This window comes from Cellulomonas composti (genome assembly GCF_007990245.1).
GTDB lineage: Bacteria > Actinomycetota > Actinomycetes > Actinomycetales > Cellulomonadaceae > Cellulomonas > Cellulomonas composti.
This window is the reverse complement of record NZ_BJWG01000013.1, coordinates 1-24,167: the sequence shown is the minus strand read 5'-3', so window position 1 is coordinate 24,167 and position 24,167 is coordinate 1. Positions and strand designations below refer to the sequence as shown.

Sequence of the window (24,167 nt, the reverse complement as noted above, 5' to 3'; positions counted from 1 at the left end):
AGCTCGCGTGCGTCAGTCGTCGCGGTCCGCATCAGGGGACGGTGTGGCCCGCCGCCCGGAACAGCTCGTACCACTGCGCGCGGGTCAGCCCGAGCCCGGAGCCCTGCGCCGCGGCGGTGACCCGCTCGGGTGTCGTCGTGCCCAGCACGACCTGCATCTGCGCGGGGTGACGCGTGATCCACGCGGTCGCGACCGCGATCGGCGGCACGCCGTACTCCACGGCCAGCCGGTCGAGCACCGCGTTGAGCTCGGGGTACTTCGTCGAGCCGAGGAAGACGCCGTCGAAGAACCCGCCCTGGAACGGCGACCACGCCTGCACCGTGATGTCGTGCAGTCGGCAGTAGTCGAGCGTGCCGGTGTCGCGCGCGATCGACTGGTCGAGGTCGCGCATGTTGGAGGCCACACCCTGCGCGACGAGGGGCGCGTGCGTGATCGACAGCTGGAGCTGGTTGACGACGAGCGGCTGCGTCACGTGCTTCTTCAGCAGCTCGATCTGCCCGGGCGTGTGGTTCGAGACGCCGAAGTGACGCACCTTCCCGGCGGCCGCGAGCTCGTCGAACGCGCGCGCGACCTCCTCGGGCTCGACGAGCGCGTCGGGCCGGTGCAGCAGGAGCAGGTCGAGGTAGTCGGTGCCCAGCGCCTGCAGCGAGGCGTCCGCGGACGCCACGAGGTGCTCGTAGGAGAAGTCGAAGTACGGGCCGCTGGGCACGATGCCCGCCTTGGTCTGCAGCACGACCTCGGCCCGCTGGCTCGGCGTCAGGGCCATGGCCTCGGCGAACCGTCGCTCGCAGCCGTGCAGCTCGGCGCCGTACACGTCGGCGTGGTCGAAGAACGCGATGCCCGCGTCCCGGGCCGCGCCGACCAGCGCGCGCACCTCCTCGTCGGACTTCTGTTGGATGCGCATGAGGCCGAGGACGACGTCGGGCACTGTCAGGTCGGTGCCGGGGAGCGTGAAGGTCTTCATCGGTTCCTCCTCAGGACTGCGACAGGAGCGCGACCTCGTCGGCCGTGAGCACCAGGTCGGCGGCGTGCACCGAGTCCTGGATGCTGGCCGGGCGGGACGCGCCGGGGATCGGCACGACGACGGGGGCGAGCGCGAGCTCCCAGGCCAGCGTCACCCGCTGCGGGCTGACGCCGTGCTCGTCGGCCACGCGCTGGAACGCGGCGTGGCGCGAGCCGACCTCGCCGGCGCGCGAGATCCCGCCGAGCGGGCTCCACGGCAGGAACGCGATGCCGAGCGCGGCGCAGTGCTCGAGCTCGCCCAGGCTGGAGCGGAACGCAGGCGAGAACTGGTTCTGCACGGAGACCAGTCGGCCGCCGAGGACCTCGTTCGCCTCGTCGATCTGCGCGACGCTCGCGTTCGAGATCCCCGCGAGCTCGATCCAGCCCTCGTCGAGCAGATCACGGATGGCGCCGACCGAGTCCGCGTACGGGACCCGCGGGTCGGGGCGATGGAACTGGTAGAGCCCGATCGCGTCCACACCGAGGCGTCGGGCGGAGGCCTTCGCGGCCTCCTTGAGGTGCTCGGGACGGCCGTCCTGGGTCCAGCTCCCGTCGCCCGGGCGCAGGTGCCCGCCCTTCGTCGCGACGAGCACGCCCGACGTGTCGCCGCCGTACGAGCGCAGTGCCGCGGCGATGAGCTCCTCGTTGTGCCCGACCTCGTCGGCGTGCAGGTGGTACGCGTCGGCGGTGTCGATCAGGGTGACCCCGGCGTCGAGCGCGGCGTGGACGGTGGCGACGGACCGGTCGGTGTCGGGCCGGCCCTCGATCGACATCGGCATGCCGCCGAGACCGATCGTGCTGACGGTGCGCGGGCCGATGGTGCGCTGCTGCACTGCGGATACCTCCGAGGTGGCGGGGACCGACGCACAGCGCCGGGCATCTCGCACGCTAGGCCCGTGCCTGTCAGAAGTCCAACCACTATGGTTCATGCCAACAAGAAGCAGAGGTGATGAATGGACCTGCGTCAGATGGAGTACCTCGTCGCGCTTGCCGACGAGCAGCAGTTCACGCGCGCCGCCGCGCTGTGCCGCGTCTCCCAGTCAGGGCTCTCGGCCGCGATCCGCGGGCTCGAGGAGGAGCTGGGGACGGCGCTGTTCACGCGCACCACCCGGCGCGTCGAGCCGACGGACGCCGGACTGGCCCTGCTGCCGCACGCCCGCTCGATGCTCGCGCAGGCCGCGTCCGGTCGCGACGCCGTCGTGCGGGCCACGCGCGCGCTGTCCGGCCGGCTGCGCGTGGGCGCCGAGCAGTGCCTCGGCGTCGTCGACGTGCCGACGCTCCTGAGCCGGTTCCACCACCGCTACCCCCAGGTGGACATCCACTTCGACCAGGCCGGGTCGCACGAGCTCGTCGGGCGGGTGCGCAGCGGCGACCTGGACGTGGCCTTCGTCGCGACGAACGAGCACGTCACGGCCCTGCCGCGCACACCGCTCGGGCGCCGGCCCGTCGTGCTGCTGGCACCCCCGGACCACCCGCTGGCCGCCGCCACCGTCGACTGGGCGCAGCTCGATGCCGTGGAGTTCGTCGACTTCCACCCGTCGTGGGGTGTGCGCTCGCTGAACGACGCGGCGTGCGCGGCCCGCGGCGTGCGCCGTCGCGTGCGGTGCACCGTCAACGACATCCACACGCTGCTCGACCTGGTGCAACGCGGCCTGGGCGTCGCGCTGGTCCCGCAGCACATCGCGACGAAACCGCAGGCGGCGGGCCTGGCGACCGTCCGACTCCCCGCGGCGACCACCCCGCAGTGGGAGGTGTCGGCCCTCACCGGCGCCGGCGGCGCCCAGGCGTCGCCGGCCCCCCGGCTCCTCGAGCTCCTGGACCCGGACGCTGCGGTCGCCTAGGTTCCGGCCGAGCCGATGACCGTGAGGGCGTCCGGGCAAGCACCATCTGCATTCTGCAGCGCGTGCTGCTAGTATGCCTGCATGACGAGCGTCACGGTGCGGGACGTGCCGCAGGAGGTGCGCGACGAGCTCGCCGGGCGCGCGGCACGGGCAGGACAGTCCCTGCAGGAGTACCTCAAGGCACGCCTCGTCGATCTCGCGTACGAGCCGATCGCGGCCGAGGTCGTCGTCGAGATCCGCCGCCGGGCCGCCGCGCACGAGCCCCTCGACTACGCCGAGCTCCTGGCCGACCTCGCGGCCGACCGACGGTGACGGCGCGCGGCAGGCTCGTCGTCGATGCGTCTGCGTTCGTCGGTCTGCTCCTCGATCCCGGTCCCAGCGGCGCCCGCGTCGGCGAGCTCGTCGCGACCGCCGCGGTACATGCGCCCGCACTGCTGCCGTTCGAGGTCGCGAACGCGCTGCGACGCCTGGAGCTCTCCGGGCGGCTGTCGCGGACCGAGGCGGCTCTCGCGCACGAGGACGCGACGCGGCTGCCGATCGAGCTGTGGCCGTACGAGGTGGTCGCGCACCGCGTGCGGCAGCTGACGGGCGCGCTGACGGCGTACGACGCGTCCTACGTCGCTCTCGCCGAGCTGCTCGGCGCACGGCTCGTCACCGCGGACCGCCGTCTGGCCGCCGCGCCGGATGTGCGGTGCGAGCTGCTCGTCGTGTAGCCCTCGAGCCGGGACACGGCGCGACCTGCGCTCGAAGGCTGCTGACGCTCGACGATCGCTGTTCGGGCGCGCCCTGCCGGTTCGTCCGCGGGCCGCCGCTCTCGAGACGTTCACGACCCGAACGGGCGAAATCTGTCGTCACGGCAGGAATCACCCGATGTACCCGGACCAGGACCTTCGTCCCGCCGCTACCTTGCTTCCAACTCCGGTAGGAAGGTCGCCCCGATGCACCCGTTCCGCAGCGCTCTTCGACGGGTCGTCACCGTCGCCACCGCCGCCGTCGTCGCGCTCGGTGCGGGCATCGCCGGCGCGAGCGCCGCGCACGCCAACGAACCCGGCGGTTACGCCGACGGCGCGATCGCCTGGTCCGACGTCATCAACTGCACGTCGATCGTCTTCCCGCCGACGTACACGGAGAAGGGCGCGGGCACGTTCGTCGGGTCGTACGTGGACCCCGACGACAACCAGCCGGCCGCGAACCAGTCGTTCCCCATCCACATCGTCGTCGCGGGCATCGGCAACCCGTGCTCGGGGCAGTACTACGTACCGGGCTTCGTGCTGCCCGCCGGGGTCACGCTCGACACGAGCGTCCAGCCGGTCTGCTACTACGACGGCCAGCCCTCGACCGGCGCGGTCGACTGCCCGACGTACGCGAGCGGTCTGCTCACCGACTACTTCGGTGCGAACTCGTTCGCCTACCGCAACGGCTACACCCAGACCGGCGGGCTGTGGCCGCTCGCGCAGGGACACACGTGGGAGTTCCAGTTCCGCGTCAAGGCCTCCACCGCGATGGCCGCCACGCTGCAGGGGCGGGTGGACATCGCGGACGGCAACTCGAACCCGACACTCACGCCGACCGCACCGCTCAACGTGTTCGGCGCCGGCGGCGGCGTGCCGTCGTACAGGTTCGTCTACGACCAGCCGTCGACGATCGCGACGGCGACGAACCCCGATACCAGTGACCCGACGACGTACGGGCTGTTCTCCCAGGGCGTCGTCTACACGAACGGCGCGGGCGGGACGCTCTACTTCCAGCGTGCCACCACCGCGGGCTTCGGCAGCCCGAGCACCGTGAGCATCCCGGTGCCGACCGGCGGCACCGCGTGGCGCGCGTGGACCGACTGGTACGAGGACGGTTTCGCCGACGTCCAACCCGGCCAGAGGTACTTCTGGCGGCTCGGCTTCCAACCGCCCGGGGGCTCGATCACCTGGTCGTCCGCCGAGACGTTCGTCGGGCTCGAGCAACGCACCTGCCGCGGCCAGGCGATCACGGTGAGCCTCTCCAACGGGCAGGCGCCGACCGACGGTCCGGACGTGATCCTCGGGACCCCCGGGAACGACGTGATCCATGGCCTTGGCGGCGACGACCGGATCTGCTCGCTCGGCGGCAACGACATCGTCGACGGCGGGGCGGGCAACGACCAGGTCGACGGCGGCGCGGGCAACGACACGATCGTCGCGACCACGGGCAACGACACCGTCGTCGGCGGGGCGGGTTCGGACACCGTGAGCTACGCCGGCCACCCGACGAAGGTGAAGGTGGACCTGCGCGTCGCCACGCAGTCGAACGGCACCGCGGGCACCGACACCCTCAGCTCGATCGAGAACGTGGCCGGCACCGCGGGCAACGACACCCTGATCGGCACCGCGGGCGTCAACAAGCTGTGGGGCGGGCCCGGCGACGACACGCTCAGCGGTCTGGCGGGCGCAGACGTGCTCGACGGCGGCGCAGGCAAGGACGTCCTGCGCGCGGGCGCGGGCAACGACACGCTCAAGGGCGGCGACGGGGCCGACGAGCTGCGCGGCGACACGGGCAACGACACGCTGCGCGGCGGCGCCGGCAACGACAAGCTGTACGGCGAGGCCGGGAACGACCTGCTGTACGGGGACGCGGGGACCGACCTGGGCGACGGAGGCCCCGGGACCGACAAGGCGTACTCCTGCGAGAAGAAGGTCTCCATCCCCTGACGGCTCGTCGACCGGTGGGTCGGGCCTGTGGACGACGGGCCACGGGTTGTCGGCGCGAGGACCTACCGTGGCCGCTCGACCACCGATCGGGAGGCCCGATGCCGAAGACCCAGGACGAGACCTTCGCCCTGATCCGCACCCTGCTGGCGATCGCGGACGGCGGCTCGCCGCACGAGCCCGAACGCGAGGTCGCGCGGGCACGCGCCGAGAAGCTCATGCTGCGGCACAGCGTCGACGAGGCCGCGGTGCGGATGACGGCCGAACGCGCCCGCGAGCCGATCCGTACGGACGAGCCCGTCGAGGGCTCGTGGGTGGCGGACCGGATCTCGCTGCGCAGCGCCGTCTACCTCGCGTTCGGCTGCCGGCCGCTGCGTGTCCGCGACGGCCGGGGCACGCAGTTCGTCGCGTTCGGGTTCGCGGCCGACATGTCGCTGGCCGCCGTGCTGTCCGCGTCGCTCGAACCGCAGATGCTGGCCGAGATGTACCGCCACGGCGGGCTGGTGAGCGACAAACGCGCGTTCGCCGCCGGGTTCACCGCGGTCGTCGCGGATCGGCTGCGCTCGTTCTACGCCGAGGTGCTCACCGAGGCGGAGACCGAGGGCACGTCGAACGCGCTCGTCGTGGCCGCCCGCGACCGGGACGTGGACGCCGCCCTGGCGGTCGCGTTCCCGCAGGTGCGCCGTTCGACCCGGCGGCTCTCGGGCCGGGGCTGGGCCGAGGGTGCCGCAGCGGGTGCGCGTGCAGACATCGCCGTCTCCGACCGCAAGGTCGCGCGCGGCCAGAGTCGCGCGCTGCCGAGGTGACGGTCAGGGTGACCTCAGCGGTCCTTGAAGTAGCGGAACAGCCTCGCCTCGCTCGTCGTCGCCGCGACGAGGACCCCGCCCACCAGCACGCCGACCGCCCCCGCGGACGTGACCCGCAACCCGGCGGACCACGCGGGCCACAGCCCGTCCGGGTTGCCGTGGCGGGCGAGGAGGAACGTGACGGGCAGCGTCACCAGCACGGTCGCGAACATCACGACGAGCAGCTCCAGGCCGACCTGCGCGACGATCGCCCGCCTCGGCACCCGCGCGTGCAGTGCCGCCGCGAGCTCGAGCCGCCGCAACCACACGGCCCCGCCGCCCAGCATGAGGCCGATCACGCCCGCGACCGGAGCCGCGGGCGCGGTCGTCCGGCTCGCGAAGAGCGCGGGACCGTCGAACGCCTCACCCAGCCGCGTGCTGAGCTGGCCGAACGTGGCGCTCGACCGGTCATCGGGGTCGCCCGCGTAGGTGGCGCGCACGAGCGTGTCGACGGTCGGCGACGGCGGCCACGCGAGCACCCAGCAGGCGTCGAACAGGCCCGACGCGGGCACCGGCGTGACCGCGGAGTACGCGAGCGAGCGGTCCGAGGCGTCGGACGGGTAGACGTAGCGCGCCGCCACCCGGGCGGGGCCGGCCGACGTCGGGAGCGTGGTGCCGACGTCGGCTCCGACGGTCTGCGCAGCCGAGTCGGACAACCAGACGCCGGCGGCGACGCCCGTGCCCGAGGCCGTCTTGGTGCCGTCGACGATCCCGAGCACACCCGCCAGGCCGACGGTCGCCTCGACCGTCGCGATTCCGGAACGGGGCGCAGCCAGGAAGGTCGGCTGCTCGGCGGACTGTCGCGTCGCGCCGGCGCCGAGCACGCCGGGAAGCGAACCGAGCGCGTCGCAGCGCGGCCCGCTGACGGCGGCGGGGGAGGACAGCACGTGGACGGCCGCACCGGACTCGCGGAACTGCGTGGCCTGCTCGGACAGGTCGACGATCGCGGCGACGTCGGCCGCGGCGAGAGCACCGCACGCGCCCGCCGCCAGGATCGTGAGGGTCACCGCGCGTGTGGTTCCCGTCAGCACGTTGCGCCAGGCCTCGGACGCCACCGACGACGCCCGCATGCGACGGGTGCGCGCCACGTCGTCGGTCACGGCAGCACCGGGGCGGCGCGTTGCGCGTCGGCCAGGTCGAGGACATCCGCGCACGCGTCGCGCGTGTGCGGGTCGTGCGTCGCGACGAGCACGATCGCGCCCGAGTCGCTGATGCCCGCGAGGACGTCGTTCACGGTCCGAGCCGTGCGGAGGTCGAGCTGTGCGGTCGGCTCGTCGACGAGCAGCAGGTCGGGGCGGGTCGCCACGGCGCGCGCGAGCATGAGTCGCTGCGCCTCGCCGCCCGACAACCGCCGGAACTGCCGGTCCGCGACGTCGGCCAGGTCGAACACCGCGAGGATCTCATGCGCCCGGTCCTGCGCCTCGGACCGGGTCAGGTCCTGTGTCAGCAGCGGCAGGACCACGTGGTCGAGCGCCGTTCGTCGGGCGACGCCGTGGGGGTTCTGGAACACCCAGCACACCGTCTCGACGCCGTGCCTGGTCACCGTGCCGGCATCCGGTTCGAGCCACCCGGCGACGATCGACAGCAGGGTCGACTTGCCCGACCCCGAGGGCCCGACGACCGCGGTCGCCCCGCCCGGCCGCACCTCGAACGTCAGCCCGTGGAACAGCGGTCCGGTCCCGGGGAACGCGTGCGTGAGCCCGTCGACGCTCAGGTGCACGTCGCTCCCGCGGCGGTCCGGTCGGCGGGCACCTGCAGGTCGACGCTCGTCGGAGCAGCACCGTCGTCGAACGTGACGAAGGTAGACCCGAGCGACGACGAGACGATCGTGACGCGTCGCGGGACGCCGTCCGACGCGAGGCAGGCCGACGACCCGTCGATGCCGAACAGCGCCCCCGCCGGGACCGCCGCGGCCCGCAGCGGCGTGGTCAACGCGGTCGTGAAGGCGAGCTCCGGGACCGTGTCCTGCTGGTTCGCCGCGAACGCGTACTCCGGGGACGACGAGACTGCGGCGAGGAATGCTGCGTCCGTGACCCGGCCGTCCTCGTCGACGGGTGCGGCCACGTCGTCGAACCGGGCGGTGCGCGCACCGGGCGCGAGGCCGTCGACGAGGACCGCGGGCTCGAGCGCAACGAGCACGCCCCCCGTCGTGAGGAGCGTGTCACCGGCCTCGACGACGTCCGCCACCTCGAGCGCGCAACGCGTCACGACGAGCGAGGGCTCGGGGAGCCAGACCACCGTGTCACGCGTGAGCGCGGCGTCCGATGCCGGAGCACCCCGGTCCGTGAGGAACTCGTGGACCGCCGCGCTCGTGGTCACGTCGACGACCGCGCTCGTGCCGGCGTCATAACCGAGCCGGACGAGCTCGGCCTGGACCGCAGCGACGTCCGGGCCGCTGTCCCCCGGGGCGAGGTCACGCCACACGGGGTACTCGGTGTGCAGCGCGACGACGGGCGCCGCGTCGACCGTCACCGGGACGTCGCCCGACGTGAGCGTGCCGCCCGCCGCGCAGTCCACGCTCGTCACGGTCCCCGCACGCCTCAGCTCGACGTCCTCGCTCGGACTCGTCACGAACGTGAACGGCGTCTCACGCGCGTCGTCGTAGTCCTCGTACGTCACGGGCGCGGCCGTCACCGCCGGCCCCGCGGCCAACGACCCGGGCACCGCGCTCGGCGCCCACGCGATCCCCGCGACGACCACGACGCCCAGCGCCGTACCCGCCACTGCCCCGACGACGCCTACTCGCCCCCGCACCCCGCGCGCCACCGCGCGCGCCAGCCGTCTCACCGGGACGCGTCAGCCGTCATCGACCGACTCACGTCCATCGTGCAGCTCGTGAAGGCGGCGCTCAGCCCAGGGTCGAGCTGGTCGAGGTCCGTGAACCTGCTCTGGCTGTCGGTGTCGAAGTCCTCGACGCCGTAGTCGGACGGGACCGTTCCGGAGTCGACCAGGCACTGCACGATGAGCGGCGTCGGGTCGGCGTTGTCCGGGTTGTCCGCCATGAAGTCCCGCAGCGCCCCGATCGAGTTCTCGCCCGCCACGACGGAGCAGGTGTTGATGATCTCGTGGGTGTCCGCGCCGTTCGGCGCGTTCGTCGTGCTCATCCCGGCGCCCGGCGCGATCGACTGCAGCTCGACGCCGTACCCGTCGAGACACTCGGAGAGTCGCGTCACCATCTCGGCGTACTCCGCGTCGGTGATCTCGCCGTCGGCGAGGACGGCACGGACGAACTCCGACGTCGAGTGCACGTAGAAGTCCGCGAACTCCGCGGCGTACGGCCCCTCGAACTCCGGAACCTCACCGGAGAAGGCGACACTCTCGGCGTTCGAGCTCTCCGTCGCCGCGGCGTGGCCCCCGCAGGCCGAGGTCAGGACGGCGAGCACGACGAGCAGGAGCGCACCGCCCCAACGACCTGGAGCCCCGCCGATCACGAGCTCGAGTCGTAGTCGTAGTAGGTCTTGTTGCCCGACCGGGTCGAGTCCCGCTGGGCGAACGCCCAGAACTTCTTGGCCTTCCACCCGCTCGTGGTGGTGCCTTCGCTCGTGATGACCGTGGACTTGTGGCGGTAGACGGCGTGGTAGTAGAAGGACCACGTCGTGCTCGCGCTCACCCCGTGGTCCCACTCGCCGCCGCCCACGTACGAGATCGTGGCACTGGCGGGCGACGTCGCTCCGAACGTCACGGCCGCGGCCAGCACCAAGGCGGCCATGGACCTACGTGCACTCTTCATGATCAGCACCGTTCCCGTGCGTCAGGCACCCCCTGCAGGCGCAGCAGACAAACTAGAGCAAACCGGAACGGGCGGACAACCACATCCCGCGCGACCGCGACGGCGCGGCCCGGCGCTCGTACGACCGACGCCCCGCAGCTGCTCGAGCTCCTGGGGCCCGACACGGCAGTCGCGTGGTCCGGCCCCGCAGACAGGGGCCGGACCGCGCGGCGTCAGATCGTGCGGGGGGCGACGGCGAGGTTGGCGCGGAGCTCGTCGCGGTTCTGGCGGACCACGTAGGCGGGGCGGTCGCGCTCGACCCGCCACGACTCGCTCAGCGGCGAGACGTCCACCGTGTCGAAGCCGAGCGCGTCGTAGAGCTCGGTGACGAGCCGCACGGCGTCCGGGTGATCGCTGGACGTGGCCAGCGCGCGACGGTCGGGAGTGCCTGCGGGCGTGCCGTCGGTGGTGATCTGCGCGGCCTGGATGTGGTTGAACGCCTTGACGACCTGGGACGTCGGCAGGTGCTCCTGCAGCAGGCCCGACGTGGTGGCCTCGCCGCGATCGAGCGCGTCGATCCGCCCGTCGCGCTCGAAGTAGTAGTTGTTGGTGTCGAGCACGATCTTGCCGGCGAGCGGCTCGACGGGGACGTCGGGGAGCGCGCGCAGCGGCACGGTCACGACCGCGACCTCGGCGGCCTGGGCGGCCTCCTGCGCGGTGGCCGCCCGCGCCCGCGGGCCGAGCTCGGCGACGAGGCCCGCGAGCGTGTGCGGGTCCCGTGAGTTGGCGATGACGACGTCGTGACCCAGCGCGATGACGGCGCGGGCGACCTGGCTGCCGATGTTCCCGGCTCCGATGATTCCGTAGGTGGTCATGGCGGTCTCAATCGGCCAGGACCGGTCGGCATTCCCGAGACCGCGGTCGGTCGAGTCAGGGAGCCAGGCCGTCCCGACCCGCGTCCGCGCGACGACCTGTCGCGGCCGCTCACCATCCGGACGCAGGGCTCACCCGCCGATCCGGATGACCACCTTGCGGTTCTGTGCCGCCAGGGCGGGGTCGAGCACCCCGTCGACCCGGTCGACGACGCAGCCGCCGAGCGGGCCCTCGTCGTAGCCCAGGCCCGTCGCGGCGATGGCACCGGCCGGCACGCCGAGGGCGTCGGCGAGGAGGTCGCGGACCGCCTCCGCCCGCCTCGCCGACAGGGCCGCGCGGCCCGCCTCGGTCCCCGCCGAGCTCGTCGTGCCGACGACCTGGACGTCACCCGAGCACGCGGCCAGCTGCCGTGCGGCCGCGGCGACCGCGGACCGCGCGTCGGCGGGCGAGAGGAGCGTCGCCTCGTCGGCGACGAACCCGACGACGGCGTCAGGCAGGGTGGCCTCGCACGAGGACGCGGCCGCCAGCGCCGGCATCGCCGGGTCCGCCTCGGGGGCGATGGCCCGGGTCGTGTACGCGCCCGCGGGCCCCTCTCCCGTGCGGGGCAACGCCACCGCCGCGACCTCGGCGCCGCACGCCACCAGGACCGACTCCCAGGTCTGGGCCACGCGCGTGCGCTGCCGCGTGGAGATCGGCTCCGCCGGCGCGACCTGGTAGCCCAGCGAGTACAGCTGCACGCGCGCGCCCTCCACCGCGGGGCACGCGCCGCGGTCGACGACGAGCTGGGCGACGTCCGCCGGGTCCACCAGCGTCGTCATGCCCTCGTCGGCCGTGCGCACCACGCCCGTGTCCGTCGTGCCGTTGTCGAGCGACAGGATCTGGCCGCCCGGTGCGAGGTCGGCCGCGAGCGCGACGGCACCGAGCAGGTCGTTGCCGGCCGACGACGCGCTCGCCGACGCCACCGAGGCGATCACGGTGTTCTTCGCGGCGACGACGTCGTCCTCCACGGCCTGCGGGTTGTCCGCGCTGACGTCGGCGCGGAAGCCCTTGAGGAGCACCTGGGGCCGCCCCTCGGCGGTGACGACGCTGATCGGCGCGCCGTCGCGGATCGCCCGGTCCAGCGCGCAGTCCCACTCCTGCGGGACGCCGGGCTCCTGCGCGTTCTGGTGGACGGGCACGACGAGGGCAAGGGCGGGGGCCGTCGGGCAGTCGGCCTGCGCCGACGGCCCGACGGCGGTACCCGACGCGCAGCCGGCGAGCAGGGCCGCCGCGACGACAGCCGCAGCGGCGGCGAGCAGCCGGGTCGAGATGGTGGACATGGCGTTCTCCTTCGGGTCGGGACGGCGGACGGATCAGGCGGTGGCGCGGGCGGGGGCGGGTGCCAGGTAGCGGCCCGGGCGGCGGACGCGCAGCTGGCTGTGGATGTCGACGGACTCGACGAGGGCGCGCGCGGGGCGCGACTCGCCGTTGACGAGCCACGTCCGCAGGCCGTAGACGGACGCCTTCCGCGCGAGGGACAGGTACGCGACGTCGCCACCCGCGATCGCCACCCAGTGGTTGCGGGCGGCGATCTGCTCGAAGTCGGCGTCGGCGAGCAGCGCGAGGTCGGCGCCGTCCCGGCCGCCGCGGACGAGGAACCGGGCGCCGGTGTGGCGCAGGGCCATCCGCACGACGGGGGCGCACAGCTTGCCCGTCGCGATCGTGACGGTGTCGCCGGTCTGGATGAGCGGGCTGAGCGACGCCCAGACCGCCCGGACGAGACCGACGCCGGGGTCGCCGGTGCCGCAGAGGTTCTCGATGTCGATGCGCCAGTCGACGAGGCCCCAGCGCAGCGGGTGCGAGGCCGTGGCGGAGGTCGCGGGGGCGGCGTCCGTGGGGACGAGGTGCAGCCGCGGCCGCGGCGTGGACGACGGACCGGCGGCGAGGTCCGTGGGGTGAGGGGCCGGTGCGGTGAGGGTGCTCACGGTGGTCGATCTCCGTTCGGTGGGTGCCTGACCTGACGTCACAGACGGTCGTCGTGGGACGCGTCGTGGCTCCAGGCCCACCGCGCAACGTCGCTTCAGCGCCCTGCACCCGTGCGAAACCGCGTTCAACGGCGCCCGCTGACGGCCATCGGTTCGTCGGTCGAGGCTGGCGCCCTCAGCACGTCGCGACCACGAGGAGGAGCCATGAGGAACGACCGCACCGACCGCCGCAGGCACCGGTCCCGCAGGCGGGTGGAGCACGCCCTGTCGCTGGACCCGGTGTTCTACGTCGCCGACGGCGCCGCCGGGCGTCTCGACCGCGGTGCGCCCGCCGGCCCCGACGGCACGGCGTGGGAGCAGCGGCTCCTGGCGACCTACCGGGAGAACGACCAGCGGATCCTGGCCCGCACCGCTGACGCACTGGCCCGTGAGGCGCGCGAGCTGCGCGAGCAGTACGGCCACTGGGTGCGGCTCGGCCGTGAGATCGACGCCGTCGAGGCCAGGATCGGCGAGCTCCCCGAGCCCGTGCTCGCCGCGGTCGGGAACGGCGAGCGCCACCTGGACGAGGCCGCGATCAAGGCGCGACGGCTCCGCGAGCACGACGCCGCGCTCGGTGCGCTGCAGGACGAGGCCCGCCGGCTCCGGGACGAGCGCAGCGCCGTGCAGGAGCGCTGCGTCACGCTGCGCGCGACCGTCGCCGAGGAGTTCGAGCTCGCGTGCGAGGTCTCCGAGCGGCTCCGCTGGTTCTACACGCGCCGCCGCGCGACGTACACGCGTGCCCGGCAGCGCGCGGGCCGCGCCACTCCCCTCGACGTGACGACCCAGGCCGCCCCGCTGCCCACCGCGGCCTGGACCACCCAGCCCTGCCCGTGGGTCCCCGCGGGCTTCGACCGCACGATCACCATGGAGGTGGAGGCCGATGTTCGGTAGGAGGAGGAACCGCACCGCGGACGAGCCGGTGCGCGTCGCGCGTCAGGTCCGGCTCGGCGAGGTCGCCGACCCGGACCGCACGACGACGACGCTCGTCGACCACCCCGACAGCTACACCGCGCTCGACCACGCGCCCGGCACCACGCCCGTGGACCGCGACGCGGCGATCGCCTACGTCGTCGCGCGCGTCCGCGCGGCCGTGGAGCAGCACGCGGTCGACGACGAGGTGCCCGACTGGCTCGACGGCCACATCGACGCCCTGCGCGCCGGCTGGGATGCGGCGGTCGAGGCCGAGTCGCGGGAGCGCGAGCTCACCCTGCGTTCGCTCCTCGGCATGGAGCTGCACCACCTCACGGCGTCCCAGGCGCGCCTGGCGCGCCTGCGTGCGGAGGCGGCGCGGCTCGAGGCGGACGTCGCGGGCTGGCGGCGCGTGCTGCTCGGCGCCGACGAGTTCCGTCCGGAGCCGGTCGCGGACGAGCAGCCGACCGCCCCGCGCCCGGTCGCCCTCGGCGACGCGCTCGACGCCTCGTCGGGCCTGCACGACGACGCGGACCTGACGGCCCTGGCCGTGTTCGACAACCCCCTGATCTACGCCCCGAAGGAGCACCAGCGATGACCACGACCCACGCCAACCTCGAGACCCGGCCCTCGAGTCGCAAGGTGAGCTGGGCCGCGCCGCAGCTCGCGGCGCTGATGCCGCGCTCGCCGCTCGGCCCGATCCTCGTCGCGCTCGGCGCGATCGCCTGCACCGTGGTCGACGTGCTCCTCATGGAGCCCGCCGTCGCGCGCGTGCTGCGACACGACGTCGCGCTCTCGTGGGCTACCGCGGCGGGGATCGGCGTCGTCGCGCTGCTGGCCGCCGGGCAGGCGGGCTGGAGCTGGCGCGGCGCGCGCGGCGCGCACCCCGGGTCGCGGTCCGCGCTCGTCGTGCCCGTCGTCCTGCTGGTCGCCTGGGGTGCCGGCGGGCTCGGCATCATGGCGATGCGTCTGTCCGCGTCCCGCGTGAGCACGACGGTGGCGTACGAGGGCGCGACGACCGCGGCGCCGGCGGCCTCGTTCGACGCGGTCGCCGCCGCCGTGTTCCTCGTGGTGTACGTCGTCTGCGGCGTGCTGGCGTTCGGCGACCTGTGGGAGCTGCGCAACGACGCCCACGCGGCGGGACGGCGCGATCTCGTCGAGCTGGAGCAGACCCGCACCGAGCTCGGCGCCGTCGAGGCCACCTACCAGCAGCTTCACTCGAACGTGCACAAGCGGCGCGTTGAGATCCGCCGGATCGCGACCGATGCCAGGATGGCGCGCGAACGCAACGCCCGGTTCGCGGCGGAGCTCAAGCATCTCGTGCGCGGCGAGATGGTGATCGGCCTCGGCGACCCCCGCAGGAGCGGCATCGCGAGCCCCCGCCACCCCGACGCGCCGCACGCTCCTGGCCGGCAGCCCGAGGGGGAGACCCGATGAGCATGCTCGATGTCGAACCGCCGACGGCGGGCCGATGGGTCCAGCCCTTCGCCGACCTGGTCGCGCCCGCTCCGGCCGGCGACTGGTTCCGGCGTGCGGCCGACCTGCGCATGCTGGTCTACGACCGGATCCGGCAGTTCATGTCGCGCCTGGCGCTGGCGGCGCTCGTCGTCGGCGTCGTGGCCGCACTCCCGTCCACGGCCGCCTGGGCGTGGTGGCTCCTCACCGTTCCCGCGGCCCTGCAGGGCGGGCTGGAGATCTACCTCGAGCACGGGAGCGCCCGGAAGGCGGAGGACGCCGGACCGGCAGCGGATGCGCGGGAGCGCGGCCGGGGACTGCGCGCGCGCCTGCTCGAGTGGCGGCGTCGGGTCTACGAGCGCACGCCGCTCTTCCTGACGGGCGTGCTCGGCGCCGTCGCGATCATCGGGTCGGCGTTCGCCGTCGCGTTCGGGACCCGGGCGGACGACGGCACCGGCTGGCTGAAAGTCGTCTCCTACGCCGGCGTCGTCCTGTACGCCAACTCCGGGGCGAGCGGGCCGCTGCTGGAGTCGACCGCCTACTCGGAATTGGCGGACCGCTCGGGCCGCTGGATGGGCCGGCTGCGGCCCGCGGCCTGGCTGATCCTCGGCCTCCTCGCGGCCTTCGTCGTGTGGTGGTCCGACCTGTGCGGGTTCTGGCCGCCGGGCGCGCTTCCGTACGCATTCCTCGTCTGCGGTCTCGGCTACGCGCTCGGCCTGCGCATCCGCGAGCACGACAGGGCCGTCGCGGCGAGCGGTCTCGTGGCCGCCGCCCGCCGTGCCGAGGTCATGGCCCACCTCGGGCGCGAGTTCCACGACGTCACGCAGATCATGTCGGTCGGTGTCGTGAGCCTGCGGGAGTCGCCTCGCCTGACGGCGGCGGAGCTGATCGAGCTCGAGGCGCTCTACCGCGACCTCGAGGACCTCCACCAGTCGTCCCGTGACGGGTTCTCGGAGGAGACGAGCGTCCTGCCGGACGTCCGCACCGTGGTGCGGCGCATCTGCCAGTCGGAGGCGATCCGGCCGGTCCTCGCGATCGACCTTCCGGAGACGAACGACCGGGACTTCGATCCTTCGCGCGTCGTGCGCACGGAGAACGCCCGGTTCGCCAAGCAGCTGATCAGGACGCTCACCCTCAACGCGGTCAGGGCCTACGTCGAGGCCGACGCACCGGAGCGGCCGCTGCGCGTGGAGGCGCGCCTCGAGGGCGGCGACGTCTACGTCGCCGTGACCGACGCGCTGCCCCTGGTCCCCCGGCAGACGTGGCTGACGTCGGGAGGGATCCTGAGGAACTTCCGCCACGAGATCGAACGACGCGGCGGTTCGCTGCGTCAGGTCCCGCTGGACGGCGGAGGAAAGACGATCGAGGCCCGCTGGCGCAACGAGCTGAGGCCGTTGCTCGAATCACGATCGGAGGTGGTCTGAGGTGTCGGTCGGCAAGCGCGTCGTCGTCGTCGACGACCTGGGGGCGAAGTACAGGCGGATCAGAGCCGCCGCCGACGTCCTCGCCGCGGATCTCACCGCGCAGTACGGCGACGAGTCGACCGTCGACGTCCGGGTGGACCGCGTCGAGTCCATCGCCGAGCTCCTCGCGATCGGCGTCGACGACCTCCGAGCGGTCGACATCTTCCTCGTCGACTTCGAGCTCAACACGGCGACCTACGACAGCGACGAGGTCGACCTCGTCGACGTGACCACACCGCCGGTGCTGAGCGCCGAACGGCGGCTCCGCAACGACGACGCCGAGGCGCTGACGGCGGACGAGCGTGACCTGCTGGCTGAGCTGGACTCCGTCCGCACCACCCGCCAGGTCCGCGCGACCACCGGCGTGGGCGTCCTGCTGTACCTGACGCAGGCGCTCGGCCTGCCCGCCGACCGCCCCACGAACCGGGTCTTCGCCTACGTCGACCTCGGTCAGCCGACCGGTCGGCTCTTCGCCGCCGCCGCGCGCGCCTGGTTCCACGTGCCGACGTTCCCGTTCCAGAAGGACGAGCAGGCGCTGTCGACCAGGACGATCGCGACCCGGCTGAAGGGCGCGAAGGGTGACGACTACCAGCAGGCCGTCGTCGACGAGGCCGCGAGGAGGCTCGACGCCCTGCTGGCACCCATCCCCACCCGGAGCAACGAGCTCACCTGGTTGGTCCGTCCGGACGGGCTCGACCCTCACTCGTGGTTCCGCGCCCTGCTGGCCGCGAAGGGCTCCGCCGCGACGGCGCCGTACAAGCGGCTCGGCCTCGTCGAACGGTCCGCGCTGCCGAAGCGGCCCAACCCGACGACCCAGTTCCACGACCTGCTCGTCGCGCGCCTCTACGACGGGATGCGATCGTTCGCGACGGCGTACACGGGCGACGACGATCTCGGCCGGTCGCCGCGCCCACGGGACTCCTGGCCGCCGTCGCTCGCCCAGCTGCGGGCGGACGAGACGCGCAGCGAGGCCGAGTACGACCGCGACCGGGCGCGCGGCCGCCTGCACGACGAGCTGGAGGCGACGCGGTCGTTCTGGGACGCCGACGACGTGGACGCCGCACTCAACGACTGGCACCGCGCCGCCCTCGCGCTGCGCTCGCTCCTCGAGGGCGAAGACCCGGGCGACGACGAGGTCCGGGCCCAGAACCGCCGGTGGCGAAGCCGCATGTCCCGGTCGTACGAGGGAAGGTAGCGTGCTGACGATGCTCCCGGACGACGTCGGTGTCACGACGCGGACCGTCGACCTGGGCGAGGGCCCGCTCGGCGTGGCCGTGCTCGAACCACCCGTGCCGGGCCCCCGGACGTTCGTCGCGGCGATGGGGTACGCGGCGAGCCTGGACCCGTTCGAGCTCCAGCGGTTCCGGTTGCTGGCGCACGTGCTGGGGGCGCGTCTCGTCGTCGTCGAGACCCCCGGCTGTGGAGTGCGAGGCTCGCGGCTGACCGCCGCGGAACGCTGGGCGCTGCTGCGCCGGTCCGACTTCCGGCCGGCCGCCGGCCGGATGCTCGCGGCCGCCGCCGCGGCGGACCCCGCCGCGGGCGCCGCGATCGACGCGTCAGGCGCGGGGTTGGGGATCGTCGGCTACTCGCTGGGCTGCTCGCTCGGGACGGCGATGGCGCGCGAGGCGGGGGCACGCGCGGGTGCCGCAGCGAGTGCGCTCGTGCTCGTCGAGCCTGTGGCCGCGCGACGATGGTCGTCGCGGACCCTGCTCACCGCGACGCGCGCCGAGGACGGCCTCGTCGACGCCGCGCTGGCCGACAACGCCGACGTCGTCGACGCGGTCGAGCCGTGGGACCGACGCCCGGAGGACACCTCGGCACCGCACCGCAACCGCCTCGACATGCTCCTGCTCGCCGGTGCGCTGCGGTCCGGCGGGCTTCCCGACGAGGTCGCCGCGGCCGGCGCCGGACGCCTCGTCGTCGTCCACGGCCGCGACAGCCGCTACGGGCTCACCGAGGCCGGCGCGGCGCTCACCGCGCGAGCTCGTGCAGCCGGGGCCCGCGCGGACCAGCTGGAGGTGGCGGGCACGCACGCCCTGTGGCACTCGCTGCCGGCGGTCGAGCGCATCGGCCGGTTCGTCCGCGACGCACTGGGGGACGCCGGATGACCGCCGCGGGCCCGGTCGACGGCCGGGTGGCCCGCCTGGTGCGTGCGGCGGCCGTCGTCGCCCTGCTCGTCGGCGTCCTCTGCCAGTTCGTGCAGGACACGGACCCGACCTTCCCGCTGCTGTACTTCACGGTCTGCTCGGCGATCCTGGCCGCGGCCACGCTGCTCGCCGCGCAGGCGCGGCCCTCGTCGGTCGCGCTCGACGACGTGCGGGGTGCCACGACCGTCGCCGTCGTGCTCTCAGGCCTGATCTTCGCCACGGTGCTCGCTCCCGTGAACAACGGTGGCCCGTGGTTCGCGCCGCACGACGACACGTGGGTGCGGGCCGCGACGCTGCTCCTGCACGGCATCGGGCCGGTGCTCGTCGTCGCGGACTTCCTCCTGCATCCCCTGCGCACACGCTCCGGCACGCTGCGGACGGCGAGCCTCTGGTGCCTGTGGCCGGTCGCGTGGGCGCTGGTCGCGCTGCCGCTCGACGTCACCGGCGCGGCGCAGACGCCGTACGAGTTCCTCCGGATCCGTGACGCGGGCGACGTGCTGCCCGTGCTGGGGGCGATCGTCGGGCTGTTCGTCATCGTGGTGGCGTTGGGCGCGGCGCTGATCGTTGCCCACCGACGCCTGCACAGGCAGGGCTCGTCCTAGCCGACGTCCTGGCGCAGGCGTGCGGCGGTGAACTCGCGCAGATCCGCGTAGCCGTGGAGGAGCCGGATCCGTTCCTCGATGTCGTCGTCGGGGCGGGCGGACGCCGGGCGGGCCAGCAGGGCGCGCGCGGCCACGTCGACCGCGAGCCGGGCGACCTCCGCCCGCAGGCGCAGCCCGAGCAGGTCCCGCTCCGGCGGCACGGTGGACAGGAACTCGTCACCCACCCGACCGCGCCATGAGGTGCCCGCTCCCGCCGCCAGCCGGTTCCCGACGAGCCGGCCCGCCGAGGTGTCCGACCGGTACCACACGGGCACCGACGCGGTGCGGCGCAGACCGGAGCGCCGGTCGACGACCGCCCCCGGAGTCATCCAGTGCGCGCCCTCGACGACGCTGCCGGGGAACGCCCGGGCCACCAGACCCGTCGCGATCCGCAGGGTGTCGCCGGTGTTCGCCACCTCGTCGACGACGACGATGCGGCGGCCGTCCAGGAAGGTCGGTGCTGCCCAGCTGGCGCGGGGGTGGTCGGGCCTGGTGAGCGCGTACGCGCTGCGCAGCCCGGCGACCGTCTCGTCGGGGATGCGACCCACGTCGACGACGCCGGTCTCGCTCGCGCCCGTCACGTCCCACCACTGCTCGCGGTCGATGTTGGCGAAGCTCATCGACGGCCGCGGTGGCACGCGACCGTCCCCGTAGGCGGTCCCGGGCTCGCGCGCGAGCAGGTTCCACAGCGCGCGCACGAGCCACGCGACGGGCCGCCCGGACTTGTCGAGGAACAGGAGGTGCAGGTCGTCGCCGCACATCGGCTCGAGGCGCTCGATCAGCGCGTCGGTCAGCGTCACGTACGCGGAACGCAGACCCGCCGGCTCGAGGATCGTGTACGCGTCGCTCACCAGGCACGTCCCGTCCGGCGAGCGCCGCTCGCGCGAGCGCACGGCATGTCCGCTCCCCTCGTCGTCCCCCGGCTCGTGGCGACGCTACTGCTCCTTGGCGCAGGACGGGCACCGCACCGTGACCCCGTTCCACGAACGCTTGGCCCAGAAGGCGCGACCGCACCCGGCGCAGCGGTGCACCTCCGTGTACTCGCCGGTCCGCGTCGCAGAGGCCGTCCTGACCTGTCCCATGAGTGATCCCTTCGTCCTCGGTGCCGGCCCTTCCGGCGGCTGAGAGCGTGTCCGCCGGTCCACGGCCCGGACAACGGCCGTCGATGAACGCGGTTCAGGCGGCGGCGTTGAGTCGCGCGCCGGCCGCACGGTCGACTTCGGGTCACACGCACGACGAGCCGCGCGACGACCGAAGGAGCGGAATGGACGAGAAGGACAGGGCCGGGACCGAGCCGGCGCCCGGGCCCGGCCGGGGCACGACCGTGCGCTACCCGGTCGAGGCGCTCGTGCGCGGCGACGACCCGGGGTCGCGGTCGGTCGGCGACTCACGGGAGCTCGTCCGGCTGACCCGCTATCTCCCCGAGGGTTCGGGCATCCGGCTCGTCCTGCACGCCGCGGGCGGGTCGGGCCGTGTCCAGGCCTGGCTGGACGTCGTCGGCACCCGGACCGTGGCCGCCGCCGACCTCGCCGGCGCCTGCGCGCAGTCTCTGGTGCTCGGGTCGGGCGAGCCGGTGGACGAGCCGGACCCGCCCCGCACCGTCACGCACGCGTACGAGCTGACGCGGATCCGGACGGCTCCGATGTTCGGGCAGTCCGACGAGGAGGTCGCGTTCCGGCCCGAGTGGATGACCGAGGCCAAGACGTCCGACCGGCTCGCGCTCGGCCAGCCCAAGCCGAGCGCGGACCACGCCGAGGCGCTCGTGACCGCCCTGGCGCGCGTCGACCACGACACGTGGGTCGTGACGGTGCTCGGGGCGCCGAGCGCGCTCGACCGGGGGCTCGTGCTCGACGAGCTGGACGCCGCGACCGGTCGCGGCGTGCGCACCGAGCACGCGGGCGCGATCGTCTGCGCCCGCACGTTCGTCGCGAGCGCCGGTCCCGTCTCGTCGGCCGTGCTGGCGGGACTCGCCCGTCGCTCCGCCGAGCTCGAGGCGGTGCCCTCGGCCCCGCACGAGGCGGCGGCCGCGCTCGAGCAGTCCGCACGGGCGCTGTACGGGCACGCTGTGGCCGAGAACCACGCGGTCGCACTCCTGCGGGTGCCCACGACGACGACCGGCCAGGGCCTGGGCATCCCCGCGCGGCTGCCCGACCCGCCGCGCCGCCCGCTCGACCCGCCGCTGCCGGCCCCCGCGGTCCCGATCCGGCTCGGCGCCTCCGTCGACGTCGCGGGTGACCCCGTCGACGTCACGCTCGACGCGCAGGACCTGCGCCGTCACGTCTTCGTCGAGGGGAAGACCGGCTCCGGCAAGAGCGCGCTGCTCAAGGCCGTGGCGGTCTCCTGGCTCGACGTGGGCCTCCCGCTCGTCGTCCTGGACCCCCACGGCGACGTCGCCGCCACGGTCGCCGCGCACAGCGCAGGCCGGACGGACCGGGTCACGCACTACGTCGACCACGCCGACCTGGAGCACCCGGTCGGCCTCAACCTCCTCGCCGAACCCGACCCGGAGCTCTGGGAGCAGAACGTCGACGCGCTGCTCGAGTCGATGGCGCGGATCATCGACCCGGGCCGGGACGGCCTCTTCGGCGAGCGCGCCAAACGCACGTTCTGGCTGGTCGCGGCCGCCGCGCGCCACGTCTACGGCCGCAGGCTCACCATTCACGTCGTCCAGACGCTGCTGGTCAGCCAGAGCCACCTGCGCGGGCTCGTCGACGCGGTCAGGACGATCGCGCCCGACGTCGCCCGCCGGGTCCGCGCCGAGCTCGTCGAGCTCGGCGACAAGGAGTGGAACGAGCTCGCGTCCTGGTACCAGTCCCGGTTCCACATGTGGCAGCGCACGCGCGCCCTGCGCGACGTGACCGGTACCGGCGTCGACGCGATCGACATGGCGGACGTGCTCGACGGCGACGTCAACCTCGTCGTCGACCTGGCCTCGACGCAGCTCGGCGACGACGTCGCCGGGGTGCTCGGCGGGCTGTACCTGCGCAAGCTGCGCGATGCGATGGGCCGTCGCGCCGACCCCGACGTGCCCGTGCTCGTCGTGTTCGACGAGGCCCACCTCTTCCAGGACGAGGCGCCCGACCGCCTGCTGGCCGAGGGTCGCAAGTACGGGCTCGCGCTGGTGATCGCCTCCCAGTCGGCCGACAACCTCACGCCGCGGCTCGCCCGCGCGATCGAGGCCAACGTCGGGTCGTTCGTGTCGCTGCGCACCGGCATCAACCTCGCCGCAGCCGCGAGCATCAGGCTCGGCGGGTGGCCGGCCGCGGAGCTCACGCGCCTCCCCGACCTGGTCGCGGCCGCCTCGCTGTCGTCGCACGGCCGTCCGACGGACCCGTTCACGCTCGTCGTCGACCACTACGCCCGTGCCGCGGCGGCAGGCTGGACGCCGACGCGCCTCGCGGACGCCGCGGCGTGCGTCGCATCGGCGACGGTCGACGCGCTCTGGCTGCCGTACGCGGACGTCCGGGTGCCGACCGATGCCGCGGTCGTCGCGGCCCTCAAGGAGTCCGCGGGCACGCTCGCGCCCCGCAGGCCCATCGCGCCCGTCGCACCCGCCGCACCCGCGGGGCGTCGAGCGCCGACGAGCGCGCCCGGCGCACCGGGGTGGCAGGAGCGGTGGCTCGTCGAGGAGACGACGGCACGGTTCGGACGCTACGCGGAGTCGCCCGACCCGCGCCTGCTGGACGAGCTGTACGTCCTCGTCGGGACCCTCAAGATCGCCGGGTTCGAGCGGGCGTACGACGCGATGCGCGCACGTCTGACCGCGGTTCGCGACCCGGGCGCGACCGCGACCGCGCGGTAGGCCGCGTGTCGGCGCCCGGTGGGATCGTCTCCGCACGCACCCGAGCAGGAGGGACAGGGACATGCTCGACGACGCGTTCCCGGGCGGGTCGCCGGTGACGTTCGAGGTCGCGTGCCGCACGTCCCGGCGCGGGCGCTCCACGCGCCGGCATCCCGTCACGATCGCACCGGACTGGTCGGTGACGACGCCGCACGACCTCGAGCTGGAGCGCGTCGCGGCCGCGCTCGGCGGGTACCTGTTCTGCCTCGAGCTCGTGGACCGTTACGTCCCCGCGCTGCGTGAGCTGTGGCTCCGTCGGCGACGCGTGGTCGCGCCCGAGGTGCGCCGGGCGGGGCCAGCGGCGTGGGTGGTGACGGCGCCCGTGACCGGGTGCTCGTGCGGCGCGCGGACGTTCCGCACACCTGCGCTCGCGGCCGAGCACGTGCGCGGCGCCCCGCACTGGGCGCTCACGCAGGACGTGCACGCGGCCACCCTGCAGACCGTCGCCGAGGCGTTCGCCGCGGCCGCCGGTCCGGTCCGTCGCGCCGCCGAGGCCGCGCGCGCGGCCGGCCGCCAGGAGCTCGAGTGGCTGTGGGACGCGGGCGTGCACCCCGCGCGGGTCGCCGAGATCCACGCGGGACTCGGCGCGAGCGGCCGCCTCCCGGTGCAGGTCGTGCACGCCGTCGCGACCGGCGAGGTCGAGCTCGGGTGGCTGCGGCAGTTCGTCGGGTTCGGGCCGGGGGTGATGTCGTGGGCTGCGACGACGTTCGTCGAGGGCGAGGCGGGCGGCGCGCGGCGGCACTGGCTCGAGGTCGGCGCG

At 74.1% G+C, this 24,167-nt stretch carries 25 protein-coding genes; 14 read left to right on the top strand and 11 right to left on the bottom strand.

Annotated elements, in window-relative coordinates:
* Positions 1 to 31 precede the first annotated feature (31 nt).
* Together CCO02nite_RS13155 and CCO02nite_RS13150 are read right to left on the bottom strand one after the other, a co-directional pair.
* A complete protein-coding gene (locus CCO02nite_RS13155) occupies positions 32 to 964 on the bottom strand; it encodes an aldo/keto reductase (protein ID WP_146843618.1) in 933 nt (310 codons plus the stop codon).
* Positions 965 to 974: 10 nt separating this feature from the next.
* On the bottom strand, positions 975 to 1,835 hold the full coding sequence (locus tag CCO02nite_RS13150; RefSeq protein ID WP_146843617.1) for an aldo/keto reductase: 861 nt from the start codon (positions 1,833 to 1,835) through the stop codon (positions 975 to 977).
* Positions 1,836 to 1,955: 120 nt separating this feature from the next.
* On the opposite strand from CCO02nite_RS13150, the gene CCO02nite_RS13145 reads away from it, so the two are divergent.
* The 5 genes from CCO02nite_RS13145 (at position 1,956) to CCO02nite_RS13125 (ending at position 6,327) form a co-directional block, all read left to right on the top strand.
* Positions 1,956 to 2,843 carry a LysR family transcriptional regulator gene (locus CCO02nite_RS13145; protein ID WP_146843616.1) on the top strand — a complete coding sequence of 296 codons (888 nt, stop codon included), beginning with the start codon at positions 1,956 to 1,958 and terminating at the stop codon, positions 2,841 to 2,843.
* Positions 2,844 to 2,924: 81 nt separating this feature from the next.
* Positions 2,925 to 3,155, top strand: a complete 231-nt coding sequence (locus tag CCO02nite_RS13140) for a FitA-like ribbon-helix-helix domain-containing protein (RefSeq protein ID WP_146843615.1) — start codon at positions 2,925 to 2,927, stop codon at positions 3,153 to 3,155.
* Positions 3,152 to 3,556 (top strand): type II toxin-antitoxin system VapC family toxin, encoded by a 405-nt coding sequence (locus tag CCO02nite_RS13135; RefSeq protein WP_146843614.1) that lies wholly within the window; start codon positions 3,152 to 3,154, stop codon positions 3,554 to 3,556. Before CCO02nite_RS13140 ends, CCO02nite_RS13135 begins: the two co-directional genes overlap by 4 nt.
* A gap of 225 nt (positions 3,557 to 3,781) precedes the next feature.
* Entirely contained in the window at positions 3,782 to 5,524 is a 1,743-nt protein-coding gene (locus CCO02nite_RS13130; RefSeq protein WP_146843613.1) for a calcium-binding protein, read from the top strand.
* A 98-nt stretch (positions 5,525 to 5,622) separates the two neighbouring features.
* Complete coding sequence (locus CCO02nite_RS13125) at positions 5,623 to 6,327, top strand: DUF2786 domain-containing protein (RefSeq protein ID WP_146843612.1); 705 nt, start codon at positions 5,623 to 5,625, stop codon at positions 6,325 to 6,327.
* 14 nt (positions 6,328 to 6,341) lie between these two features.
* Here the strand turns inward: CCO02nite_RS13125 and CCO02nite_RS13120 are convergent, their stop codons facing one another.
* The 8 genes from CCO02nite_RS13120 to CCO02nite_RS13085 form a co-directional block, all read right to left on the bottom strand.
* Positions 6,342 to 7,466, bottom strand: a complete 1,125-nt coding sequence (locus tag CCO02nite_RS13120; protein ID WP_146843611.1) for a hypothetical protein — start codon at positions 7,464 to 7,466, stop codon at positions 6,342 to 6,344.
* Positions 7,463 to 8,086, bottom strand: a complete 624-nt coding sequence (locus CCO02nite_RS13115; protein WP_222593205.1) for an ABC transporter ATP-binding protein — start codon at positions 8,084 to 8,086, stop codon at positions 7,463 to 7,465. Before CCO02nite_RS13115 ends, CCO02nite_RS13120 begins: the two co-directional genes overlap by 4 nt.
* Entirely contained in the window at positions 8,077 to 9,153 is a 1,077-nt protein-coding gene (locus tag CCO02nite_RS13110; protein WP_146843610.1) for a peptidoglycan-binding domain-containing protein, read from the bottom strand. The genes CCO02nite_RS13115 and CCO02nite_RS13110 overlap by 10 nt, the downstream gene beginning before the upstream one ends.
* Positions 9,150 to 9,797 carry a hypothetical protein gene (locus CCO02nite_RS13105; RefSeq protein ID WP_146843609.1) on the bottom strand — a complete coding sequence of 216 codons (648 nt, stop codon included), beginning with the start codon at positions 9,795 to 9,797 and terminating at the stop codon, positions 9,150 to 9,152. Before CCO02nite_RS13105 ends, CCO02nite_RS13110 begins: the two co-directional genes overlap by 4 nt.
* Positions 9,794 to 10,075 carry a lactococcin 972 family bacteriocin gene (locus CCO02nite_RS13100; RefSeq protein WP_186812699.1) on the bottom strand — a complete coding sequence of 94 codons (282 nt, stop codon included), beginning with the start codon at positions 10,073 to 10,075 and terminating at the stop codon, positions 9,794 to 9,796. The genes CCO02nite_RS13105 and CCO02nite_RS13100 overlap by 4 nt, the downstream gene beginning before the upstream one ends.
* A 233-nt stretch (positions 10,076 to 10,308) precedes the next feature.
* A complete protein-coding gene (locus tag CCO02nite_RS13095) occupies positions 10,309 to 10,950 on the bottom strand; it encodes an NADPH-dependent F420 reductase (protein ID WP_146843607.1) in 642 nt (213 codons plus the stop codon).
* 129 nt (positions 10,951 to 11,079) lie between these two features.
* Positions 11,080 to 12,267: an OmpA family protein gene (locus CCO02nite_RS16250; protein ID WP_146843606.1), complete on the bottom strand. Its 1,188-nt coding sequence runs from the start codon at positions 12,265 to 12,267 to the stop codon at positions 11,080 to 11,082.
* 33 nt (positions 12,268 to 12,300) lie between these two features.
* Positions 12,301 to 12,912 carry a hypothetical protein gene (locus CCO02nite_RS13085; protein ID WP_146843605.1) on the bottom strand — a complete coding sequence of 204 codons (612 nt, stop codon included), beginning with the start codon at positions 12,910 to 12,912 and terminating at the stop codon, positions 12,301 to 12,303.
* 204 nt (positions 12,913 to 13,116) lie between these two features.
* Between CCO02nite_RS13085 and CCO02nite_RS13080 the strand changes: the two genes are divergently transcribed.
* Genes CCO02nite_RS13080 through CCO02nite_RS13050 form a run of 7 tightly spaced genes read left to right on the top strand, consistent with a single transcriptional unit; the run spans position 13,117 to position 19,527 of the window.
* Positions 13,117 to 13,842 (top strand): hypothetical protein, encoded by a 726-nt coding sequence (locus CCO02nite_RS13080; RefSeq protein WP_146843604.1) that lies wholly within the window; start codon positions 13,117 to 13,119, stop codon positions 13,840 to 13,842.
* Positions 13,832 to 14,458 carry a hypothetical protein gene (locus CCO02nite_RS13075; RefSeq protein ID WP_146843603.1) on the top strand — a complete coding sequence of 209 codons (627 nt, stop codon included), beginning with the start codon at positions 13,832 to 13,834 and terminating at the stop codon, positions 14,456 to 14,458. The genes CCO02nite_RS13080 and CCO02nite_RS13075 overlap by 11 nt, the downstream gene beginning before the upstream one ends.
* The gene (locus CCO02nite_RS13070; protein WP_146843602.1) at positions 14,455 to 15,297 is read left to right on the top strand and encodes a hypothetical protein; all 843 of its coding nucleotides are present in this window, start codon (positions 14,455 to 14,457) and stop codon (positions 15,295 to 15,297) included. Before CCO02nite_RS13075 ends, CCO02nite_RS13070 begins: the two co-directional genes overlap by 4 nt.
* On the top strand, positions 15,294 to 16,739 hold the full coding sequence (locus CCO02nite_RS13065; RefSeq protein WP_146843601.1) for a sensor histidine kinase: 1,446 nt from the start codon (positions 15,294 to 15,296) through the stop codon (positions 16,737 to 16,739). Before CCO02nite_RS13070 ends, CCO02nite_RS13065 begins: the two co-directional genes overlap by 4 nt.
* 1 nt (position 16,740) lies before the next feature.
* On the top strand, positions 16,741 to 17,973 hold the full coding sequence (locus CCO02nite_RS13060) for a hypothetical protein (protein WP_146843600.1): 1,233 nt from the start codon (positions 16,741 to 16,743) through the stop codon (positions 17,971 to 17,973).
* Positions 17,974 to 17,983: 10 nt separating this feature from the next.
* Positions 17,984 to 18,886, top strand: a complete 903-nt coding sequence (locus tag CCO02nite_RS13055; protein ID WP_146843599.1) for a hypothetical protein — start codon at positions 17,984 to 17,986, stop codon at positions 18,884 to 18,886.
* Complete coding sequence (locus tag CCO02nite_RS13050; protein ID WP_186812698.1) at positions 18,883 to 19,527, top strand: Pr6Pr family membrane protein; 645 nt, start codon at positions 18,883 to 18,885, stop codon at positions 19,525 to 19,527. Before CCO02nite_RS13055 ends, CCO02nite_RS13050 begins: the two co-directional genes overlap by 4 nt.
* Here the strand turns inward: CCO02nite_RS13050 and CCO02nite_RS13045 are convergent.
* Positions 19,524 to 20,417, bottom strand: a complete 894-nt coding sequence (locus tag CCO02nite_RS13045) for a hypothetical protein (protein ID WP_146843598.1) — start codon at positions 20,415 to 20,417, stop codon at positions 19,524 to 19,526. The two genes, CCO02nite_RS13050 and CCO02nite_RS13045, sit on opposite strands and share 4 nt — an antisense overlap.
* 413 nt (positions 20,418 to 20,830) lie before the next feature.
* Between CCO02nite_RS13045 and CCO02nite_RS13040 the strand changes: the two genes are divergently transcribed.
* Positions 20,831 to 23,368, top strand: a complete 2,538-nt coding sequence (locus tag CCO02nite_RS13040) for a type IV secretory system conjugative DNA transfer family protein (RefSeq protein WP_146843597.1) — start codon at positions 20,831 to 20,833, stop codon at positions 23,366 to 23,368.
* Between the two features lie 61 nt (positions 23,369 to 23,429).
* Positions 23,430 to 24,167 (top strand): hypothetical protein (locus CCO02nite_RS13035; protein WP_146843596.1); only part of this gene is annotated, 738 nt, incomplete at its 3' end.

Excerpts from the sequence above, each read along its gene's own strand:
- CCO02nite_RS13155 (WP_146843618.1), bottom strand. The coding sequence starts at position 964 with ATGAAGACCTTCACGCTCCCCGGCACCGACCTGACAGTGCCCGACGTC.
- CCO02nite_RS13145 (WP_146843616.1), top strand. The coding sequence starts at position 1,956 with ATGGACCTGCGTCAGATGGAGTACCTCGTCGCGCTTGCCGACGAGCAG.
- CCO02nite_RS13140 (WP_146843615.1), top strand. The coding sequence starts at position 2,925 with ATGACGAGCGTCACGGTGCGGGACGTGCCGCAGGAGGTGCGCGACGAG.
- CCO02nite_RS13130 (WP_146843613.1), top strand. The coding sequence starts at position 3,782 with ATGCACCCGTTCCGCAGCGCTCTTCGACGGGTCGTCACCGTCGCCACC.
- CCO02nite_RS13125 (WP_146843612.1), top strand. The coding sequence starts at position 5,623 with ATGCCGAAGACCCAGGACGAGACCTTCGCCCTGATCCGCACCCTGCTG.
- CCO02nite_RS13100 (WP_186812699.1), bottom strand. The coding sequence starts at position 10,075 with ATGGCCGCCTTGGTGCTGGCCGCGGCCGTGACGTTCGGAGCGACGTCG.
- CCO02nite_RS13095 (WP_146843607.1), bottom strand. The coding sequence starts at position 10,950 with ATGACCACCTACGGAATCATCGGAGCCGGGAACATCGGCAGCCAGGTC.
- CCO02nite_RS16250 (WP_146843606.1), bottom strand. The coding sequence starts at position 12,267 with ATGTCCACCATCTCGACCCGGCTGCTCGCCGCCGCTGCGGCTGTCGTC.
- CCO02nite_RS13080 (WP_146843604.1), top strand. The coding sequence starts at position 13,117 with ATGAGGAACGACCGCACCGACCGCCGCAGGCACCGGTCCCGCAGGCGG.
- CCO02nite_RS13075 (WP_146843603.1), top strand. The coding sequence starts at position 13,832 with ATGTTCGGTAGGAGGAGGAACCGCACCGCGGACGAGCCGGTGCGCGTC.
- CCO02nite_RS13070 (WP_146843602.1), top strand. The coding sequence starts at position 14,455 with ATGACCACGACCCACGCCAACCTCGAGACCCGGCCCTCGAGTCGCAAG.
- CCO02nite_RS13065 (WP_146843601.1), top strand. The coding sequence starts at position 15,294 with ATGAGCATGCTCGATGTCGAACCGCCGACGGCGGGCCGATGGGTCCAG.
- CCO02nite_RS13055 (WP_146843599.1), top strand. The coding sequence starts at position 17,984 with ATGCTCCCGGACGACGTCGGTGTCACGACGCGGACCGTCGACCTGGGC.
- CCO02nite_RS13050 (WP_186812698.1), top strand. The coding sequence starts at position 18,883 with ATGACCGCCGCGGGCCCGGTCGACGGCCGGGTGGCCCGCCTGGTGCGT.
- CCO02nite_RS13040 (WP_146843597.1), top strand. The coding sequence starts at position 20,831 with ATGGACGAGAAGGACAGGGCCGGGACCGAGCCGGCGCCCGGGCCCGGC.